This is a genomic window from Bacillus sp. WC2507, from assembly GCF_052656125.1.
On record NZ_JBQXPN010000001.1, the window covers coordinates 2,194,981 to 2,215,831 of the forward strand.

General features: G+C 37.7%; 14 protein-coding genes. 10 read left to right on the forward strand and 4 right to left on the reverse strand.

What is annotated here, in order from left to right:
- Positions 1 to 45: 45 nt before the first annotated feature.
- Both ACUN28_RS11665 and ACUN28_RS11670 read left to right on the forward strand, forming a co-directional pair.
- Positions 46 to 471: a divergent PAP2 family protein gene (locus tag ACUN28_RS11665; RefSeq protein ID WP_016086866.1), complete on the forward strand. Its 426-nt coding sequence runs from the start codon at positions 46 to 48 to the stop codon at positions 469 to 471.
- 99 nt (positions 472 to 570) lie between these two features.
- Positions 571 to 2,424, forward strand: a complete 1,854-nt coding sequence (locus ACUN28_RS11670; protein ID WP_016086867.1) for a terpene cyclase/mutase family protein — start codon at positions 571 to 573, stop codon at positions 2,422 to 2,424.
- Between the two features lie 72 nt (positions 2,425 to 2,496).
- Here the strand turns inward: ACUN28_RS11670 and ACUN28_RS11675 are convergent, their stop codons facing one another.
- The gene (locus ACUN28_RS11675) at positions 2,497 to 2,646 is read right to left on the reverse strand and encodes a YfhD family protein (RefSeq protein WP_016086868.1); all 150 of its coding nucleotides are present in this window, start codon (positions 2,644 to 2,646) and stop codon (positions 2,497 to 2,499) included.
- 133 nt (positions 2,647 to 2,779) lie between these two features.
- Here ACUN28_RS11675 and fabG point away from each other — a divergent pair, with 133 nt between their 5' ends.
- Positions 2,780 to 3,520 (forward strand): 3-oxoacyl-ACP reductase FabG, encoded by a 741-nt coding sequence (gene fabG, locus ACUN28_RS11680; protein ID WP_016086869.1) that lies wholly within the window; start codon positions 2,780 to 2,782, stop codon positions 3,518 to 3,520.
- Positions 3,521 to 3,571: 51 nt separating this feature from the next.
- Here the strand turns inward: fabG and dhaS are convergent, their stop codons facing one another.
- On the reverse strand, positions 3,572 to 5,056 hold the full coding sequence (dhaS, locus tag ACUN28_RS11685) for an aldehyde dehydrogenase DhaS (protein WP_016086870.1): 1,485 nt from the start codon (positions 5,054 to 5,056) through the stop codon (positions 3,572 to 3,574).
- 272 nt (positions 5,057 to 5,328) lie between these two features.
- Here dhaS and ACUN28_RS11690 point away from each other — a divergent pair, with 272 nt between their 5' ends.
- The 6 genes from ACUN28_RS11690 (at position 5,329) to ACUN28_RS11715 (ending at position 11,838) form a co-directional block, all read left to right on the forward strand.
- Complete coding sequence (locus ACUN28_RS11690; RefSeq protein WP_016086871.1) at positions 5,329 to 5,607, forward strand: YhdT family protein; 279 nt, start codon at positions 5,329 to 5,331, stop codon at positions 5,605 to 5,607.
- A 3-nt stretch (positions 5,608 to 5,610) separates the two neighbouring features.
- On the forward strand, positions 5,611 to 7,050 hold the full coding sequence (gene panF, locus ACUN28_RS11695; protein ID WP_016086872.1) for a sodium/pantothenate symporter: 1,440 nt from the start codon (positions 5,611 to 5,613) through the stop codon (positions 7,048 to 7,050).
- A 118-nt stretch (positions 7,051 to 7,168) separates the two neighbouring features.
- Positions 7,169 to 8,101 (forward strand): nucleoside hydrolase, encoded by a 933-nt coding sequence (locus tag ACUN28_RS11700; protein WP_016086873.1) that lies wholly within the window; start codon positions 7,169 to 7,171, stop codon positions 8,099 to 8,101.
- A 117-nt stretch (positions 8,102 to 8,218) separates the two neighbouring features.
- Complete coding sequence (locus tag ACUN28_RS11705) at positions 8,219 to 9,328, forward strand: serine hydrolase (protein WP_016086874.1); 1,110 nt, start codon at positions 8,219 to 8,221, stop codon at positions 9,326 to 9,328.
- A gap of 101 nt (positions 9,329 to 9,429) precedes the next feature.
- On the forward strand, positions 9,430 to 10,938 hold the full coding sequence (argH, locus tag ACUN28_RS11710; protein WP_016086875.1) for an argininosuccinate lyase: 1,509 nt from the start codon (positions 9,430 to 9,432) through the stop codon (positions 10,936 to 10,938).
- Between the two features lie 66 nt (positions 10,939 to 11,004).
- Positions 11,005 to 11,838 carry a GNAT family N-acetyltransferase gene (locus tag ACUN28_RS11715; RefSeq protein WP_016086876.1) on the forward strand — a complete coding sequence of 278 codons (834 nt, stop codon included), beginning with the start codon at positions 11,005 to 11,007 and terminating at the stop codon, positions 11,836 to 11,838.
- A 35-nt stretch (positions 11,839 to 11,873) separates the two neighbouring features.
- Here the strand turns inward: ACUN28_RS11715 and ACUN28_RS11720 are convergent, their stop codons facing one another.
- Positions 11,874 to 12,623 carry a (S)-benzoin forming benzil reductase gene (locus tag ACUN28_RS11720; RefSeq protein ID WP_016086877.1) on the reverse strand — a complete coding sequence of 250 codons (750 nt, stop codon included), beginning with the start codon at positions 12,621 to 12,623 and terminating at the stop codon, positions 11,874 to 11,876.
- A 116-nt stretch (positions 12,624 to 12,739) separates the two neighbouring features.
- Here ACUN28_RS11720 and ACUN28_RS11725 point away from each other — a divergent pair, with 116 nt between their 5' ends.
- A complete protein-coding gene (locus ACUN28_RS11725; RefSeq protein WP_016136790.1) occupies positions 12,740 to 20,212 on the forward strand; it encodes a DUF7507 domain-containing protein in 7,473 nt (2,490 codons plus the stop codon).
- 51 nt (positions 20,213 to 20,263) lie between these two features.
- Here ACUN28_RS11725 and ACUN28_RS11730 read toward each other — a convergent pair whose 3' ends face one another.
- Complete coding sequence (locus tag ACUN28_RS11730) at positions 20,264 to 20,821, reverse strand: CatB-related O-acetyltransferase (protein ID WP_016086879.1); 558 nt, start codon at positions 20,819 to 20,821, stop codon at positions 20,264 to 20,266.
- Between the last annotated feature and the right edge of the window lie 30 nt (positions 20,822 to 20,851).

A 20,851-nucleotide genomic window follows, 5' to 3' on the forward strand; every position in this document is an offset into this window, starting at 1 on the left:
GATACTATATAGAATTTCCATTATAGCTAGTAGGGAGCTGAGAACGTGGAAACAATTTTACATAATGATCCGCTTATGGCCGCTGTAATTTCATGGTTTTTAGCACAATTAACGAAAGTAGTCTTTAAATTAGTCAAAACGGGTGAATTTGATTTTGCAAAGTTTTTCGCTTCAGGTGGGATGCCAAGTTCTCATGCTTCAACTGTTACAGCACTTGCGACAGGTGTTGGCGTAGTGGAAGGTGTGGAAAGTACCTTATTTGCTATTGCTGCTATCTTTGCAATAATTGTTATGTATGATGCTTCAGGGGTAAGACTTGCAGTAAGTAAACAGGCGAAAATATTGAATGAATTTTTTCACGGTAGACAAACAGAATATAAGAAATTAAATGAACTTGTCGGGCATACACCGTATGAAGTAGTAGTCGGTGCTTTAGTAGGGATAATTGTCGGAGTAGGATATTGTTTATGAGCAGAACATTTTATATGTTCTGCTTTTCTTTGTTTTCATACATATTCAGCTACCTTTTTGAATATCGTTATACGGATTTCGAAAGGGTGGGTGAGTAACTTGTTATTATATGAAAAAGTGCATGAAGAAATAGCGAGAAGAAAAACTGCGCTTCAAACGATGCAACGGCAAGATGGTACGTGGCGGTTTTGTTTTGAAGGGGCTCCATTAACAGATTGTCATATGATTTTTTTATTAAAATTATTAGGTAGAGATAAAGAGATAGAACCGTTTGTAAAAAGATTAGCATCACTTCAAACAAATGAAGGAACGTGGAAATTGTATGAAGATGAAGTGGGTGGTAATTTATCTGCTACAATTCAATCTTATGCTGCCCTACTTGCTTCGGAAACATATACAAAAGAAGATGCGAATATGAAGCGAGCGGAAATGTTTATAAATGAGCGCGGGGGGGTAGCGCGTGCTCATTTTATGACGAAGTTTTTATTAGCAATTCACGGAGAGTATGAATATCCTTCACTCTTTCATTTACCAACGCCAATCATGTTTCTACAGAATGATTCTCCCTTCAGTATATTTGAATTGAGTAGCTCAGCACGTATCCATTTAATTCCGATGATGCTGTGTTTAAATAAAAGATTTCGAGTAGGGAAAAAGTTATTGCCAAATTTAAATCATATTGCGGGCGGAGGCGGAGAATGGTTTCGGGAGGATCGGTCTCCGTTGTTTCAAACGTTATTAGGTGATATGAAACAAATCCTATCATATCCACTTTCGTTACATCATAAAGGATATGAGGAAGTAGAACGTTTTATGAAAAAGCGTATTGATGAAAATGGAACGTTATATAGTTACGCAACTGCCTCGTTTTATATGATTTATGCTTTACTCGCGTTAGGACATTCTCTTCAATCATCAATAATTCAAAATGCTATAACCGGGTTAACATCTTATATATGGAAGGTGGAAAGAGGGAGTCATTTGCAAAACTCTCCTTCAACTGTATGGGATACGGCTTTACTCAGCTATGCGTTACAGGAGGCCCACGTGCCGAAAGATAATAAGATGATTCAACATGCAGCAGCATATTTATTAAAAAAACAGCATACAAAAAAAGCGGATTGGAGCGTACATGCTCCGGCGCTTACTCCAGGAGGTTGGGGCTTTTCGGATGTGAATACGACTATTCCGGATGTTGATGATACAACAGCTGTGCTAAGGGCATTGGCACGAAGTAGAAGAAACGAAAATGTAGATAGTGCTTGGCAGAAAGGAATCAATTGGGTTAAAGGATTACAAAATAATAATGGTGGCTGGGGAGCGTTTGAAAAAGGTGTGACGAGCAATATATTAGCAAATTTACCAATCGAAAATGCAAGCGATATGATTACAGATCCTTCTACACCAGATATTACAGGGAGGGTGTTAGAGTTTTTTGGGACATATGCGCAAAATGAATTGTCTGAAAAACAAAAACAAAGTGCGGTAAATTGGTTAATGAATGTACAAGAGGAAAATGGATCGTGGTTTGGGAAATGGGGTATTTGTTATATATATGGTACGTGGGCTGTTATGACTGGTTTACGGTCACTAGGAATTCCATCTAGCAATCCTTCATTGAAACGAGCAGCTTTATGGCTTGAACATATACAGCATGAAGATGGTGGGTGGGGGGAATCTTGCCACAGTAGTGTGGAGAAAAGGTTTATTACTTTGCCATTCAGTACACCATCCCAAACAGCATGGGCGTTAGATGCTCTCATTTCTTATAATGATACAGAAACACCAGCTATTCGAAAAGGTATTTCATATTTGCTTGCGAATTCTAATGGTAATGAAAAATATCCTACCGGAACAGGTTTACCAGGTGGGTTTTATATTCGTTATCATAGCTATGCATATATATATCCACTACTTACTTTTGCACATTATATAAAAAAATATAGAAAATAAACCGAGAGATGTCTCTCGGTTTATTTTGTTGGGTAGTAGGTCCCTGTTGAAAAGAATAAGGTTATGCTTTCCTTATTTTTCGTTTGACTGGCGTTTTTGACGTGCATCAGCGGCATTTGCACGTGCGTTTGCTTCTAAGTCATTGTGGTCAGCGAGCTCACGAGAGAACTCAACATCAATGCCATCAGTAGCTTTGTTTTGTTTGAAATTTTTTTTGTTCATTCGACACAATCTCCTTGCACTTTATGCGACGTTGCAAAGTTAGTTTGACACAAATAGACTTTTTTATACAAAGAGGAATTGGAAAGGAAAAAGCCGAAATATACAGTATAAGTAATAGAAATGGGGGATAGGGATGGAATTTTTAAATGGGAAAACAGCTGTTGTAACAGGAGCTGCACAGGGAATTGGAAAAGAGATTGCAAGAGTTTATGCAAAACTAGGGGCTAAAGTATTAATTAGCGATGTAAATGAAGAGAAGCTACAAAAAACGACACGTGAGTTATCGGATGAAGGATATGAAGTGAGCTTATATCGATGTGATGTGAGTAATCAAAATGAAGCCAAGTCGTTAATTGAATATGCGGTTCAAAAATTCGGAACGTTACATATATTGGTAAATAACGCTGGGATTACAAGAGATGCAATGTTACATAAAATGGAGAAGTCTGCTTGGGAACAAGTATTACAAGTAAACTTAACTGGTGTTTTTTATTGTATGCAACCAGCACTTCTTTACATGAGACAACAAGGGTATGGACGCATTATTAATATATCTTCAATCAGTAGAGAAGGAAACATAGGTCAAGCAAATTATGCGGCTACAAAGGCAGGAGTTGTAGGTTTAACGAAAACAGCAGCGAAAGAAGTTGGGAGTTTCGGTATTACTTGTAATGCGATTTGTCCCGGGTTTATGGATACAGATATGACAAAAACGATACCAGATAAAGTGAAAGAAAAGATGGTTGGCGCGATTCCAGTTGGTAGAATTGGAACCCCGGAAGATATTGCGAACGCAGCGGCCTTTTTAGCATCAGAATACGCGTCCTATATTACAGGAGAAGTATTAAATGTGAGCGGGGGACTGCAAGTTTAAATGAATACATAATGAAAAAGAACCTGACCGGATAGGCCAGGTTCTTTTTCATTAGTTTAAGTTGAGCCAAACGCTCTTCACTTCTGTATAGTTATTTAATGCGTAAGATCCCATTTCACGACCAAGACCGGATTGTTTAAATCCTCCAAATGGAGATGCTGCATCAAAGACGTTGTAACAGTTTACCCATACTGTACCTGCACGTACTTTACTTGCAACATAGTGTGCTGTCTTAACATTTTCTGTCCATACACCAGCTGCCAATCCGAATTGTGATTTATTCGCACGTTCAATTACTTCATCAATATCGTTAAACGGTATTGCAGAAATAACTGGACCGAAAATTTCTTCTTTTGCGATCGTCATTTCATCATTTACATCAGCGAATACGGTAGGAGAAACAAAGTAACCGTGATCGAATGGATTACTTCCTCCGCAAAGTACTTCAGCGCCTTCTTCAATCCCTTTTTCAATGTAGCCCATTACACGTTTTTGTTGTTCTTCAGAAACGAGAGGACCAATTGTAGTATCTGGATTTAGGCCAGCACCTTGATTTAGTTTTTTAGAATAGAGGACGAGATCAGCCATGACATTATCATACATTTTCTTCGGAACAAATAAGCGTGATCCAGCAGAGCATACTTGTCCTTGGTTAAACATAACACCAGAAAGTGCACCAGGAATCGCGCGAGATAAATCAGCATCTGGCAAGATGATATTTGGTGATTTACCGCCTAACTCAAGTGTAACGCGTTTTAATGATTCGGATGCTTGTCTCATAATTTGTTTACCGACTGGAGTAGAACCAGTAAATGCAATTTTATCAACGAGTGGATGATTAACGAGAGCTTGTCCAGCTGATTCACCGAACCCAGGTACGATATTAATAACACCTTTCGGGAATCCAGCTTCTTCAATTAATTCAGCTAAGTATAGAGCGGATAGTGGAGTTTGTTCTGCAGGTTTTAAAACGATTGTACATCCTGTAGCAAGTGCCGCTCCCATTTTCCACATTGCCATAAGAAGAGGGAAGTTCCAAGGGATAATTTGACCAACAACACCAACCGCTTCATGGCGTGTATAGTTAAAGTAGTCACCGGAAACAGGAATTGTTTGACCAACGATTTTCGTCGCCCAGCCAGCATAATAGCGCATATGCTCAATTGCAAGTGGTATGTCTGCTGCCATTGTTTCACGGATTGGCTTTCCGTTATCTAACGTCTCAAGCTGTGCAAGCTCTTCTTTATGTTCTTCCATTAAATCAGCTAACTTGTACATAAGACGGCTACGCTCAGCAGTGCTCATACGAGACCAAGGACCTTCGTCAAAAGCCATGCGAGCTGCGACTACAGCTTTATGAATATCTTCGCGACCAGCTTCAGAAACGATGGCAAGTGTTTCGCCAGTTGCTGGGTTAGGTGTTTTAAATGTTTTACCGGAAGCGCTTTCAATGAAGGATCCATTCACATATAACTTTTTCGTACCTTGAAGAAACTTTTCTACCTTTTCATGAAGATTTACAGCTAGTTGACTCATAGTATAACCCCCTTGAAAATATAATGTAAACGCAGTACGAGACGGCGTTTATTCCGAAATCAAGGATGTAGGAACTAGATGGAAAGCCTCTAATTAAAATCATAATTAACAATTACTGAAAATTCAAATTTCATTTGTGTTACAATTGTAAAAAATATGTAATGTAAGAGAATCTTCTATATGATTATAAAAAATCCTGCTTGTTTTTGCTTTCTAGTAGGAAAAACTAGAAGAACAATGGTACAATAATACATCGTGAGAGGAGGGAGAAAATGAAGAATTATCATGATGATCCACGCTTTCGAATCGCCCATAGGGAAGCGTTAATTGGTCTTGGACTTGCTATTATTAATTTTATAATATGGTACGGATTTGCTTATGGGCTTGGTAGTAAAAATCCAAGTGAATATACATATATATTCGGTTTTCCAGCATGGTTTTTTTATAGCTGTATCGTTGGATTTGTCGTTATGGTTATTTTACTTAGTTTAGTTGTTCGTTTTGTATTTCAAGATATTTCACTCGATGAGGAAGAAAAAAGTGAGGAATAATAGATGAATTGGTATGTAATCATTCCAATGATAATTTCATTTATCGTTGTGTTTTTAATTGGTGTATATGCTTCAAGACGCGTACAAGCGACTGCTAATAATAAATTTTTACAAGAATATTTTCTTGGTGGGCGTGAACTTGGCGGTTTATTATTAGCGATGACAATGATTGCTACGTACGGTAGTGCTAGTAGCTTTATTGGTGGTCCAGGTATTGCGTACAATATGGGACTTGGATGGGTACTACTATCTGCAATTCAAGTTGTAACAGGGTATATCGTTTTAACGGTTATCGGTAAAAAGTTTGCAATTATCGCTAGGAAGATGGAAGCCATTACTCTTATCGATTATTTAAAGGGAAGATACAATAATAAAGCAGTTGTTATACTTTCAGCGTTATGTATTATTATCTTCTTATTTTCAGCAACAGTAGCTCAATGGGTCGGCGGTGGCCGATTAATTGAATCACTAACGGGTTTATCTTATACAACAGCACTATTTTTATTTACTTTTTCTGTACTTGTGTACGTATTAATTGGTGGATTTCGTGCAGTTGCGCTATCAGATACATTACTAGGTATTATCATGTTAGTTGGAACGACAATCATTTTAATTGCTACCGTCATTGCTGGTGGTGGAATTGAAAAGATTATGCAGGAACTTATTCAAATCAATCCGAATTTAATTACACCATTCGGAGCAGATGGTAGTTTAACGAAATCATATGTTACATCGTTTTGGATTTTAATTGGAATTGGCGTTGTCGGTTTACCGCAAATTAGTGTGCGTGCCATGTCTTATAAAAATTCAAAAGCTATGCATCAAGCGCTTATAATTGGAACGATTGTTGTAGGTACAATTATGATCGGTATGCATTTAACGGGTGTATTTGCAAGAGTCGTACTTCCGGGTATAACGGTACCAGATAAAGTAATGCCGCTACTCGCGATGGAAGTGTTGCCACCTTGGTTAGCGGGAGTTTTCTTGGCTGCACCAATGGCAGCGATTATGTCTACAGTAAACTCGCTATTGTTACTTGTAAGTTCGTCAATCATTAAAGATATATACGTAAATTACATAAATAAAGATGCGGCAGACAGTACGATTAGAAAAGGAAGTTTATGGATTACTGCTATCGTAGGACTGCTCGTTTATGCAGCAGCAATTAAACCACCAGATTTTTTAATATGGTTAAATTTATTTTCTTTCGGTGGATTAGAAGCAGCATTCATTTGGCCAATCGTATTAGGGTTATATTGGAGTAAAGGAAATGCAAGAGGAGCGCTTGCCTCTATTTTAGTTGGGGTAGGCTCATATATGTGCATTCATCTTCTCTATCCAAATCCGTTCGGTATACATACAGTTGTCTTCCCGATTTGTTTTGCGTTTATCGCTTATATCATTGGAAGTATGAGTGTTGTGAAGAAAAACAGTATAGGTTAGATGAAGAACGTAGTCCTTATAGGACTGCGTTTTTTCGTATAAATTTGTTCTTTTTTATTCTGTATACCTATTGCTATTCATAAATTAATAACAATTGAGGGGGATGGAGTTGAGGTCGATGAAAAAAATATTATTTTTAGGAGACCCGGGAATTGATGACTCTTTAGCAATTATGTATGGATTGTTGCATCCTGATATTGATATTGTCGGCGTAGTAACGGGATATGGAAATGTAACGCAAGAAAAGGCAACGAGTAATGCGGCATATTTATTGCAAATGGCAGGAAGGGAAGATATACCTGTTATTAATGGTGCGAAAATTCCTTTATCCGGAGATGTTATAACGTATTATCCAGAAATTCATGGAACAGACGGTTTAGGACCAATTAAACCTCCAAAAGCTTTTTCACCAAATATAAAACCTTTTTGTGCATTTTTTGATATTCTTGAAAAGTATAAAGGAGAATTAATCATTGTTGATGCGGGAAGGTCAACGACACTAGCGACAGCATTTATTTTAGAAAAGCCGATGATGAAGTATGTGAAAGAATATTATATAATGGGTGGTGCTTTTTTAATGCCCGGCAATGTGACACCAGTCGCAGAGGCGAATTTTCATGGTGATCCGATTGCGTCACAATTAGTGATGCAAAATGCCAAGAATGTGACATTAGTGCCACTGAACGTTACATCTGAAGCTATTATTACGCCGGAGATGGTAAAATATATTACGAAACACTCTAAAACGAGTTTTAATAAGTTAATTGAACCGATATTTACGTATTATTATAAAGCTTATAAAAAGTTAAACCCGAAAATAACAGGTAGTCCAGTACATGACGTTGTTACAATGATGGTTGCGGCGAATCCGTCTATTTTGGATTATGTGTACCGTCGTGTTGATGTAGATACAGTTGGAATTGCAAAGGGAGAGAGTATTGCTGATTTCCGTCCTCAACCTGACTCGAAAGCTTTAAAAAATTGGGTGCGAATTGGATGGTCATTACATTATAAAAAATTTCTCGAAGACTTCGTGAAAATTATGACGTAGACATAATGGGAGAATACAAGTTAAAATAATGGAGATGGTTACTAAAATAATCATCTCCATTATTTTGTTTGTAAGAGATAGATAGAGAAGAGTTACACAATAGGAGAGGAATTTTACTTGAAAAAAACTATAGTATGCGCAGTAATTGTGGGTATTTTCGTTTTGCTAATATCGGGTAATTTTTTAGTGAAAAAAGTGTGGAGTTCAAATAATGATGATGCGCAGTATATCGCATCCTTTATTGAAGAACATAAAGATGAAAAAAATAGTGCGCTTCTAGTAAAGAGAAATGATAAAGTTGTTTATTCTGTTAATCCAAATGTTGTATTGCCAGTTGCTAGTACGATGAAGTTAATTGTGGCGCTTGAATATACGAAACAAGTTACCGAAGGGAAAATTGATCCGTCTAGTTTCGTTTCCATTAATGATGTAAATCGCTATTATGTGCCGAATACAGATGGTGGTGCACAAGATAGATGGCAAAGGTATTTGCAAAAGACAGACAAGATAACAGAAGGAGCAGTTTCTTTAGAAGAAGTAGCAAAAGGAATGGTTAAGTTTAGTTCGAATGCAAATGCTGAATATTTGATGGAAGTGTTAGGATTAGATAATATTAATCGGAATTTACAAAGTTTATCGCTTCCAGCACATCAGCCGCTATTTCCGATTGTTTCATCTTTATACATCCCTGGATATTTGCATAAAGAACTACATGTTCCGAAATATAAAATAGAGAAAAAGTTAAAAGAAATGTCCCAAGAGCAATATCGTGAATATGCGATGATTATTCATGAACGCTTAAAAAAGAAGGGACCATTATTACAGAAGGAAATTCCTCTTTATTTAGAGGAACGTTACGATAAAATTTGGTCAGATCGTTTACCAGCAGCTTCTGCAAACGATTATATGGTACTGCTTCAAAAGGCAAATCATAAAGGTGGCCTGACAGAAGCCGAAGAAAAAGTGTGGGCTAATATCGTTGAAACAGATATGAGTGCTAAGAAATACCGTAAAACATTTAGACATGCAGGGCAAAAAAATGGCTATACGCCATGGACAGTTACAAAAGCAGTTTATGCGATGGATAAACGCGGGAACTGTACAGAAATAGTGTTCTTAGCAAATGATTTAAATGAGGACGACAGTGCAGAAATACGGAAACATTTAGCAAACTTACATTTTCAAGTGTTGCAAAGTGATAAGTATGATGCGACCTTTATTAAATAAACTCGGTGCAGAGAGCACCGAGTTTATTTTTATGTACAAGCACTTTTTCGCCATCACTGGGTATGATGGGTAGTAGTACTTAGGGGAGAGGGGAAAAGGTGATGAAACAAAGTAAAGAAGAATTTATAAAGAGTGAAGGCGCTGATTTCCCTGGGAAAACATATGTGAATTGCGTATTACAACATGTATTTGATTTTCAACGAAAGTACTTATTGAAAGATATGTTTCAAGTGCATAAAGCGCATATTGCGATGCTAACCGAAGAAAAGTTAATGAAACAGGAAGAAGCTAAAGTTATATTACACGCACTAAAAAAGATAGAGGGAATTCCAAAAGATCAATTGCTATATACAGAGCAGCATGAAGATCTCTTTTTTTTAGTGGAACATTTAATTTCTCAAGAGGCGAAATGTGATTTTGTCAGTAATATGCATATTGGTAGAAGTAGAAATGATATGGGTGTAACGATGTATCGCATGAGTTTAAGACAATATGTACTACGATTAATGGAACATCATTTGTTATTGCAAGAAAGTGTATTGCAACTCGCTGCTGATCATAAGGAAACGATTATGCCAGCTTATACGCATACACAACCAGCGCAGCCAACAACATTTGGTCATTATACGTTAGCGATTTATGATACGATGCAAAGAGATTTAGAACGAATGAAACGAACGTACAAACTTTTAAATCAGTCTCCAATGGGAGCCGCCGCTCTATCTACAACAAGTTTCCCAATTAAACGAGAGCGAGTTGCCTATTTACTTGGATTTACAAATGTAATCGAGAACTCATATGATGCTGTTGCTGGAGCGGATTATTTATTAGAAGTTAGCTCGTTACTTATGGTAATTATGACGAATACGAGTAGATGGATTCATGACTTCTTATTATTAGCGACGAAAGAATATGATGGTATTACTGTTGCAAAGCCATATGTACAAATTAGTAGTATTATGCCCCAAAAGCGAAATCCAGTTTCAATTGAACACGCCCGTGCGATTACGAGTAGTGCTTTAGGGGAAGCATTTACAGTATTTCAAATGATTCATAATACACCATTTGGTGATATTGTTGATACGGAAGATGATTTGCAGCCGTATTTATATAAAGGAATTGAAAAGACTATTCGTGTTTTTTGTATTATGAATGCAGTCATTCGAACGATGAAAGTAGAAGAAGAAACGTTGAAAAAACGTTCCTATAAACATGCAATTACGATAACTGATTTCGCAGATGTATTAACAAAAAACTATGACATTCCATTTCGGCAAGCTCATCATGCAGCAAGTGTTATTGCGAATATGTCATTGGAGCAGCAAAGGGAGTTGCATGAATTACATTTCAAAGATGTAAATATATACTTACAAGAAAAATTTAAAATACATTTGTCAGAAAAAGAGTGGGAAGAAATTGTATCACCAGAAGCTTTTATTCAAAAAAGAAAGGTATATGGTGGACCGAGTAAAAAAGAAATGGAGCGTATGATTAAAAATCGAAAAGAGTCATTTCGAAAAGAAGAAGAGGTATTTGAAAAGGAAAAAAAGAGAATTTTACAAGCTGAAAATGATTTAAATACGTTAACTTTGAATATTATTGAATCGTAAAAGAGGAATTTAATGAATTAATCGCCAATACTTAATGAAACTATAAATAGAGAGAAGAGATTGTCGATGATTCAATTACATGTATATGAAGAGATTCTTACTTTTAAAGAAGAGGTTATACCATTTTTAGAGAAGAATGAGCAGGAAAATAATCTCGTATTAGGTGTATTACAAATGGTCCAAGAACCGATATTTATGGGGGTAGCAAAACAAGAGGAAGAAATAGCAGTTGTATTTCTTCAAACAGAAGAAAAGAAACAAATAATTGTTGCTACGTCTGAAATTACGAAAGAGGCCATAGTGGAACTTGCAAAAAAATTAACGAAAGTATATCCAGATGTTCCTGGATTAATCGGTAATAAGAAAATTGTACAGAAATTAGCGCAAGAAATTGCGGTGTTAGAAAATAAGAAAACGAATGTTGCAATGGAGCAAGGTATATATGAATTAAAACAAGTAAAGAAAAAGTGGAACGGAGATGGAATCTTTCGAGAAGTAAGTAGTGATGAGCTAACGTTAATAGAACAGTGGATATATCAATTCTGCGAAGATGTGAATCTTCCTACTACGAAAGAAGAAGCGAAACAAACCGCCCATACATTAATTACTAATCGTCGTCTATTTGCTCTAGAAGTAGACGGAGAGCTTGTTTCTGTAGCTGCAAAAACGAGACCAACTACAAACAATATAACAGTTAATTTCGTATATACACCGAAAGAAGCGCGGAACAAAGGGTATGCATCTAGCTGTGTCGCTGCACTTAGCCAACGTATGTTAGACGAAGGTTACAAAACAACGACATTATATACGGACCTGGCAAATCCAACATCAAATAAAATTTATCAAGAGATTGGTTATGAACAAATTGCGGAGTCTGTACTCATATTTTTAGAGAAGTAGAACAAAAAGGCGTGCTATTTTAGCACGCCTTTTTGTTACTCATCAATCCGAATGACTTCACCTTGCGGGAAATTCTCAGTTTCTAGTAAGCTACGAATAGCTTTCGCAACGTATTCAGGTGATAGTAGTTTTCCTTCTTCTTTTAGTGCGATGAAGCGGTCTAAATTGATGAAGTCTTCTTTATTTGTGTCGCGAATTTGTGCTTGCATACTTGTATCAACAACACCAGGTGCAAAAGCGACGATTTTTACGGGATATTCTTTTTCTACTTCTTCGGTTGCTACGCACTGTGTAAACATATTTACGCCAGCTTTCGTCGTACAATAAGCGCCCCATCCAAAATAAGGATTTTTTCCTGCGCCAGATGAGATGTTTATAACACGTTTATCTACTTTCCAGCCTTTCGTATGTTTCATGAAAGTAGAGGTAAGAATCATCGGTGCAAGTAAGTTAATTTGAACGTTCGTAATGAATTGTTCGCTTTCTGCTTTTTCAATTGGTTTCATAGGTGCAAGTGTACCTGCATTATTAATTAAATGAATAGATGATACAGTATCTTCTTGAATAGATGAAAGGATTTTGTTAAATTTCGTTTCTAAATTATGTACATCTTGAAGATCTAAGGAGTGGAAAACACAATTGCTGTTATATTGTTCTGCGAGTTTCGTAAGCTCTTTATTTTCTTTTCTAGAAATAGAGATGATACTCGTATTTTCTTCTAACAATTGCGCGGCGATTGCCTCACCTAAACCTTGTGAAGTTCCTGTTACGATAACATAGCGCATAGTGTAGTAAGCTCCTCTCGTATGTGCGGAATTTTGTTGGACAAAGTACATTGCATAGTTTGTCTACATTTTATAGTATAGAGCACTTTTTACTATAAATGAAATGAGATGATTATGTGCCTTTTATGAATCGCTTTACTACAACAGTAACTGGTGCCGTCACGTTCACTGGGAACACATTAGGACTAAGTCCGACATCACCTGCGCCAGGCAATAACTTTGGTACGATTGATGTATTCACAACGGTGAATACATCACTACAAGTACCTGGATTCCCAGCAGGAACGACGAATGATTGGCCACTAAATTCTTCAAGTGCAATTTTGAACCTGCCAGCAGGAAGTAGTGTCTTATACGCAGAACTTGTGTGGGCTGGCACATACCGGACTGATACGGAGGATGTTACTGCGTTTTTAAATGATGATATCACCTTTATAACACCAGTGGGAACATTTTCTGTTACACCAGATCCCGCTACTGCGCAGCAAGGTTCAGTAGGGAAGCAGTTTTATTATAGTCGTTCTGCTAATGTAACGAACCTTGTTAGTGCAGCTGGGGCTGGCACATATACAACAGGTGCCGTGCCAGCTGCAAGAACTTCAGCTGATTCAACAATTAGTCGTTCGGCTGGCTGGACTCTTGAAGTGGTTTATCAAAATGCGAGTTTACCACTAAGGAATTTATCAGTTTATGCAGGACAAGAAATTATTGAGGCCTCATCACCACCAGTTGATGCTATTATTTCAGGTTTTGCAACGCCGTCTACGGGAACTGTTACAGGAAGAGTACTCGTAACTGCCCAAGAAGGTGATTCTAACATCGTTGGAGATCAACTTCGCTTTGGACCGAATGCAACTGCTACAGTTGCTTTATTCGGACCGAGAAATCCTGCAAATAATTTTTTTCAATCACAAATTTGTAATGACAGTGGGAATTTAGATACGAGCGGCACGTTTGGAAATTTGAATCAGCCGTTAGGAATCGCTTTAACAGTTCGAAGACAAGGGTGGGACGTTACGAATGTAGATGCCTCTTCATCATTAGTAAACAATCAAACGTCCGCGACTGTTCGTTTCGTTACAAATGGAGATGGATACGCAGCAGCTGGTTTTGGTGTTCAAATTGATGCAACAGGTCCAATTATAAACCCTGTTAAATCAGTCGATAAAACAGTTGCAGGGGTAGGAGATATTCTCACATATACGATCACCGTTCCGAATACAGGAACAGGAAGTGCAGAAAATGTGGTATTACAAGACAGTATTCCAAATGGAACAACATTTATAGCTGGTAGTGTAACAGTAGGTGGAGTAACACAGCCGAGTGCGAATCCAGTTAGTGGAATTAATTTAGGTACAATCCCTAACAATGCTCAAAGAATTGTTACATTTCAAGTGAGGGTCACAACATTCCCAAGTCCGAATCCTATTCCAAATCGTGCAATGGTATCTTACCAATTCCGTCCTTTTGTAGGAAGTCCACTTGTTACAAGCACATCTACTTCAAATACAGTACAGACGACGGTAAATCGAGCGAATTTAAGTTTGCAAAAATCTGTAGATTTACAGACCGCAACCATTAATGATGTATTAACGTACACAGTTAATGTGACTAATAATGGAAATGTTACTGCAAATAATATTGTTTTTGTTGATAGTATCCCTGCTGGAACAACATTTGTTCCGAATAGTGTTACGGTGAATGGAGTAGCACGTCCAGGAGCGAATCCAGCAAGTAGTATTAATCTTGGAAGTGTTAATGCTTCGCAAACGACTGTAGTGCGTTTTCAAGTTCGAGTAACATCTAATCCGCTTGTCAATCCAATTCCGAACCGCGCGAGTGTAACGTTTAACTTTACTCCAGTGCCTGGTCAAACACCAATTTCAGGTCAAGCGACAAGTAATACTGTATTTACTACTATTAATATAGCTGATATAAGAACGAGAAAAACAGTGGATAAAGCTTTTGCGACGGTTTCCGATATTCTTACGTACACCATTACAATTGAGAATATCGGAAATGTACTTGCGACAAATGTTATTTTTCAAGATCCGATCCCAATCGGAACGACTTTTATCGCAAATAGTGTGACTGTGGATGGGGTTTCACAACCTGGGGCAAATCCATCGACTGGGTTTACAGTAGCGAATATATCTCCCGGCGGAAGTAGGACAGTGACTTTTCAAGTACGAGTGACATCTACGCCATCAGGAGGTACGATTGCGAATCGTGGAAATGTATCTGCTAATTTCGTCGTTATTCCGAATCAGCCACCAGTAACGATTAATAGACAAACGAATACAGTGGTGACACAAATTAATACAGGCGGTTTAAATGTAATAAAAGAAGTGAATACAATGCAAGCGGCAGTAGGGGATACTTTAACATATACGATTGCGGTCCAAAATACAGGAAACGTTCCGTTAACAAATGTATTTTTCCAAGACGCTATTTCTTCCGCTGTTTCTTTCGTTGCAAATTCTGTAACAATTAATGGATTACCGCAAAGTGGATCGAATCCAAACACAGGATTTTCTCTTCCGAATATTCCTGCGGCTCAAACAGTTGTAGTCACATTTGATGTATTAATTGTACAGGATCCAGAAAATGAAGATATTTTAAATCAGGCAAATGTAACAGCAAGTTTTCAAGTGAATCCGAGTGAACCTCCAGTAACAATCAATGTTCCGAGTAATATTGTGAATACAACAGTACAATCAGGGAACTTTGAAGTTGTGAAATCGGTGAATACGGATGTTGCAACTGTAGGGGATGTTTTAGTATATACAATTGAAATAATAAATGCAGGTAGTGTACCAGCTACAAATGTGTTTTTCAAAGATTCAATTCCACAAGGGACATTATTTATTGAAAACAGTGTATTTGTTAATGGTGTTTTACAAGAAGGGGCAGATCCAGAACTTGGATTCCCATTAAATAATTTGCCTACTGGCGCGAATGTAATTGTTACGTTTGAAGTGTTAATTGATGAAATTCCCCAAGGAAATAATGTTGTAAATAATGCGAATGTCACTGGAGATTTCCTTGTAAATCCAACAGAGCCACCGATTACTGTAACAGTACCAAGTAATACTGTTATGACAGTCGTGAATTCTTCAGGGTTAAATGTAATGAAAAGTGTAAGCGCTACTGAAGCAGGAGTAGGAGATACGTTAACGTATACAGTTCGTATACAAAATAGTGGGACAGTAGCAGCAACAAATGTATCATTCCTTGATCCGATTCCATCTGGAACAACGTTTGTAGCGAATAGTGTAACAATAAACGGGGTTTCTCAACCGGGTTTAAACCCAACAACTGGATTTCCACTTGCTAATATTCCAGTAGGAGGGATGGTAACAGTTACCTTTCAAGTGACAATCACGAGTGTACCACCAAATAGAGTTCTTCCGAATAATGCGAATGTAACTGGGGATTTCCAAGTAAGTCCTCTCCAGCCCCCAATTACAATTGTAACGATTAGTAATATTGTTGTGACGCGAGTGAATGTAGGATCACTTAATGTAATGAAGAGTGTAAATACACCACAAGCAGGAGTAGGAGATACGTTAACGTATACGATTCTTATTCAAAATACAGGAACTGTTCCTGCAACGAATATTATTTTCCAAGATCCAATTCCGTCTGGTACTGCGTTTGTAGCAAATAGTGTGACGATAAATGGAGTTGTACAGCAAGGCGCGGATCCTATGGCAGGTTTCCCGGTACCAAATATTCCGGTCGGGCAAACGGCTACGATTACGTTTCAAGTTACAGTGACGAGTGTTCCGAGCGGTGGAAATGTTAGAAACCAATCGAACGTTACTGCAAGTTTTCTTATAAATCCAGCAAACCCTCCAATAACGACTGTTACAAATAGTAATTTTGTAGTGACGCAAGTAAACACAGCACAGTTAAATATACAAAAATCTGCATCTGTACAACAAGCAGCACTAGGAGAAACTTACACGTATTCTGTTGTCATTCGAAATAACGGCACAGTAACAGCAACGAATGTCTCTTTTATTGATCCAATTTCTCCAGAAACAACATTTGTTGCAAATAGTGTAACGATAAATGGAGCACCACAACCTGGGTTTGATCCAAATGTTGTTTTCCCGCTTCCTAATATTGCAGCTGGAACATCATTGACAGTAACATTTCAAGTTACGGTAGTTGCACCGTCTACACGTGGAGCAGTATTAAATACAGCATCTGCTACAGCCACTTTCTTATTAAATCCTTTACAACCACCTGTAACAACAACGAACTCAAGCAATACAACGGTAGTTACAATACCGTTACCTCCTCCCGGTGAAGTAACAGCAACAAAAACAGTTGACGTTGCAACTGGAGCGGTAGGGGATGTATTAACGTATACCGTGCTCATTTCAAACGTAGGAATTATACCAGTTACAGATGTGTTCTTCCAAGATGTCATACCAGAAGGAACGACATTTGTAGAAGATAGTGTAACGATAGGTGGGGTGCAGCAACTTGGGTTAAATCCAGAAATAGGATTTACAGTTACGCCATTATTAATTAATGGTGGAAGTATTGAGGTAACGTTCCAAGTGACGATTACAGAAATTCCAGATAATGAAGTCATATTAAATGATGCAGACGTTACATTTACTTCACAACCAAATCCGCAGGAACCACCGATTACGGAAACGATATTAACAAATTTAGTCGTTACGACAATTAATATAGCGTTTATTTTTCCATTGAAACTAGTAGATAAAGAAGTAGCGACTGTAGGAGAAATATTAACGTATGATGTATTGATTTTTAATTTCGGAACAGTGCCAGCGACGAATGTTCAATTTATCGATACGACTTCCGCGGGTGTAGCATTTGTGCCAGGAAGTGTAAGCATAAACGGGGTACCAGCACCAGGATTAGATCCTTTCATTGGTTTTACAGTTCCAGATATACCTGTAGATGATTTTGTACTTGTCACATATCAGGAAGTGGTTACAAGCATACCAGAAGGTGGAACGATTGTTAACTTTGTAGACGTTACAGCTACATTTGCTGTAAGTGAAACAGAACCACCGATTACGGAGACGACGACAAGTAACACGACATTAACAGAAATAAATGAACCTGGTTTGAATGTATTAAAATCAGTAAGTCAGCCAATTGTTGCAGTAGGCGATACAATCACATATACAACAGTAGTTCAAAATACAGGGACAGTGACAGCAACGAATGTTCAATATAGTGATGTACTACCTTCCTCTATAGCATTCGTGCCGAACAGTGTAACGATAGACGGTGTGTTACAACCTGGATTCAATCCGAATAATGGATTCCCGCTTCCAGATATAAATCCAGGGGGAAGTGTAGAAGTCACATTCCAAGTAACCGTTGTTAGTGTTCCATCAAACGGAACAATTGCTAATACGGCAAATGTTACGGGAAGTTTTATATTAGTGCCAGGAGAACCACCAGTGATAGTAAACCAACCGAGCAATACAACACTTACAACTGTAAATAGAGGACGATTTACTGTTATTAAACAAGTAAACCGGGCTGCTACCCTTGTTGGAGATGTATTAACGTATACAGTGCAAATAACGAATACAGGAACAGTAATAGCTAATGATGTTCAGTTTATTGATACGATTTCAGCTGGAGCATCATTTGTACCGAATAGTGTAACGATAAATGGAACTCCGCAACCAAACTTAAATCCGATTACTGGCTTTGGAGTAGGAGATATACCAGTTGGTGAAACAGTTATAGTGACGTTTCAAGCGACAGTTACAAACATACCGTCATCAGGAACAATTACGAACGTTGCAAATATAACAGGAAGCTTTACTTTAGTGCCAGGAGAGCCACCGGTTGTAATAATAGAGCCGAGTAATACGACGATAACAAGGATAAATAGAGGAAGATTCAGCGTTATAAAATCTGTAAATAAAGAAGCGACACGTGTAGGAGATACGTTAACGTATAGTGTGCAAGTTACAAATACGGGAACGGTAACAGCGACGAATGTTCAGTTTATCGATATTCCATCACCTAGTTTAGAATTCGTTCCTGGAAGTGTACAAATAAATGGAATTCCGCAAGTAGGTTTAGATCCATTTGTAGGCTTTTCATTACCTGATCTTGCAGTAGGGGATAGCGTATTAATTACATTTGAAGTAAATGTAATTGCAATTCCGCCTTCAAGTAGCATTATGAATACAGCGAGAATAACGGGTGATTTTGAATTGATTCCGGGGGAACCTCCGTTTACAATTACGAATTCAAGTAATACGACAGTCACACCAGTAAATAGAGGCAGTTTAGATATGCTGAAAGAAGTAGATCATTCAATTGTTGGAGTAGGGGAAACGGTAACGTATACTGTTCGTATATTAAATACTGGTACTGCTGACGCGATGAATGTTCAATTTATCGATGTGCTATCTCCGGAAGCTGTTTTTGTACCAAATAGTGTAACTGTAAATGGAGTAGCTCGTCCGGGAGTAAATCCACAGGTTGGATTTACGATTTTAGACATTCCAGTCGGTGAGACGGCGATTGTAACATATGAAGCTACAATTATAAGTTTTCCGGATGGTGGTACAGCAGTGAACGTTGCTGGCGCGTTAGCAGAGTATATTTTAGTACCAGGAGAGCCGCCAGTTACAGTGATGGATACGAGCAATACAGTTATAGTGACGGTAAATACTGCAATCTTATTTGTTGCAAAAGGAGCAAACTTTGAAGTAGCAATGGTAGGGGATGTTATCACTTACGGAATTGCCGTTATAAATGATAGTACAGTTCCTGTGACGAATATTGTTTTAACAGATATCATTGATCCGAATACGTTCTTTATAAACGGAACGGTAACCGTAAATGATGTACCTCTTCCGTTTGCCAATCCGAATACAGGTATTCCGTTAGGTGATTTTCAGCCAAATGATGCAGCGATTATTAACTTCCAAGTTGTAATAACAGGAGGGCAAATAAATAATTTAGTTACAAATACTGCTATAGCAAATGGGCTCGCAACTGTAAATCCGGATGAGCGGCCTGTAGTAGTTGAAGGCGATAGTAATACAGTTGTTATCCCATTTATTCCTCAAAATGTCTCAACGACAGTCGTAAAAACGGCAGATCTTCAAACAGCAACAATTGGAGATGTCATTACGTTTACGACAGTCATTACAAATACGGGTGATACTGTCATGCAAAATATTCGTTTTCAAGACACGTTAGATAGTAGTGTTCGATTTATCCCTGGAAGCGTAATAGTCGATAGTGTTCCATTACCAAATGTAAGTCCAGTATCAGGGTTTCTTATAGGAAATTTAAATCCGGGTGAAGCGCGGACAGTTTCGTTTCAAGTAGCAGTTCAGAGCGCACCAAGTGGTTCAGGAAATTATATTAACCAAGCGAGTATTCGCTTTGAACATCAAGTAGGTACAGTATTGCCACCTGTTACACAAATAATAGAAAGTAACATAGTAGTCATCCCATTTGTTCCAACGATAGAACAAATTTGCGAAACGAACTTTAATTGCTTAGATAAAATTCCATTTCAATGTTCTCCGTGTAATCAGTTACACGGACATAAAAAATAAAAACAAAAAGAGCATCCTGAAAGAATAGGATGCTCTTTTTGTGTGTATCGGTCATGTAGATTCATTTTCGGGAGAGGTAAAAAACTCGTTGATTTTGTTGGAGAGTAGAAATGGAATAGCTCCTTTTATAACAGAAATATCCCAATCCCACCATGCGAGATTCTCTAGTTTGTCAATCGTTTCTTGCGGGAAACGATATCGAATAAATTTTGCAGGATTACCAGCTACAATTGCATACGGAGGTATGTCTTTTGTAACAACACTCTTTGCCCCGATAATGGCTCCGTTACCAATTGTAACACCAGATAGAATGCAGGATTGATAACCAATCCATACATCATTGCCGACTACGATATCACCTTTTGAAGAAGGGTGACCAGTAATATGTGCTCCTTCATCAAAAAGTGCATTAAATGGGTAAGTCGTTATCCAGTCTGCACGATGTTCACCGCCAAGTATGAAAACGACTTCTTCTCCTAATGAACAAAACTTACCTATTTTTAAATTTGTTTCATCGTTCCAAGAAAAAATGGTTGGCCCTACTTTACTATAAGTATAATCACCAATATCATATTTATTATATTCAGGTTTTTGATTTAAATATAACATAACGAATTTAGCATCCTCTCTAAAGCAAGT

Coding starts and splice junctions, on each gene's coding strand:
- ACUN28_RS11675 (WP_016086868.1), bottom strand. CDS start 2,646: ATGAACAAAAAAAATTTCAAACAAAACAAAGCTACTGATGGCATTGAT.
- fabG (WP_016086869.1), top strand. CDS start 2,780: ATGGAATTTTTAAATGGGAAAACAGCTGTTGTAACAGGAGCTGCACAG.
- dhaS (WP_016086870.1), bottom strand. CDS start 5,056: ATGAGTCAACTAGCTGTAAATCTTCATGAAAAGGTAGAAAAGTTTCTT.
- ACUN28_RS11690 (WP_016086871.1), top strand. CDS start 5,329: ATGAAGAATTATCATGATGATCCACGCTTTCGAATCGCCCATAGGGAA.
- panF (WP_016086872.1), top strand. CDS start 5,611: ATGAATTGGTATGTAATCATTCCAATGATAATTTCATTTATCGTTGTG.
- ACUN28_RS11700 (WP_016086873.1), top strand. CDS start 7,169: ATGAAAAAAATATTATTTTTAGGAGACCCGGGAATTGATGACTCTTTA.
- argH (WP_016086875.1), top strand. CDS start 9,430: ATGAAACAAAGTAAAGAAGAATTTATAAAGAGTGAAGGCGCTGATTTC.
- ACUN28_RS11715 (WP_016086876.1), top strand. CDS start 11,005: ATGATTCAATTACATGTATATGAAGAGATTCTTACTTTTAAAGAAGAG.
- ACUN28_RS11720 (WP_016086877.1), bottom strand. CDS start 12,623: ATGCGCTATGTTATCGTAACAGGAACTTCACAAGGTTTAGGTGAGGCA.
- ACUN28_RS11730 (WP_016086879.1), bottom strand. CDS start 20,821: ATGTTATATTTAAATCAAAAACCTGAATATAATAAATATGATATTGGT.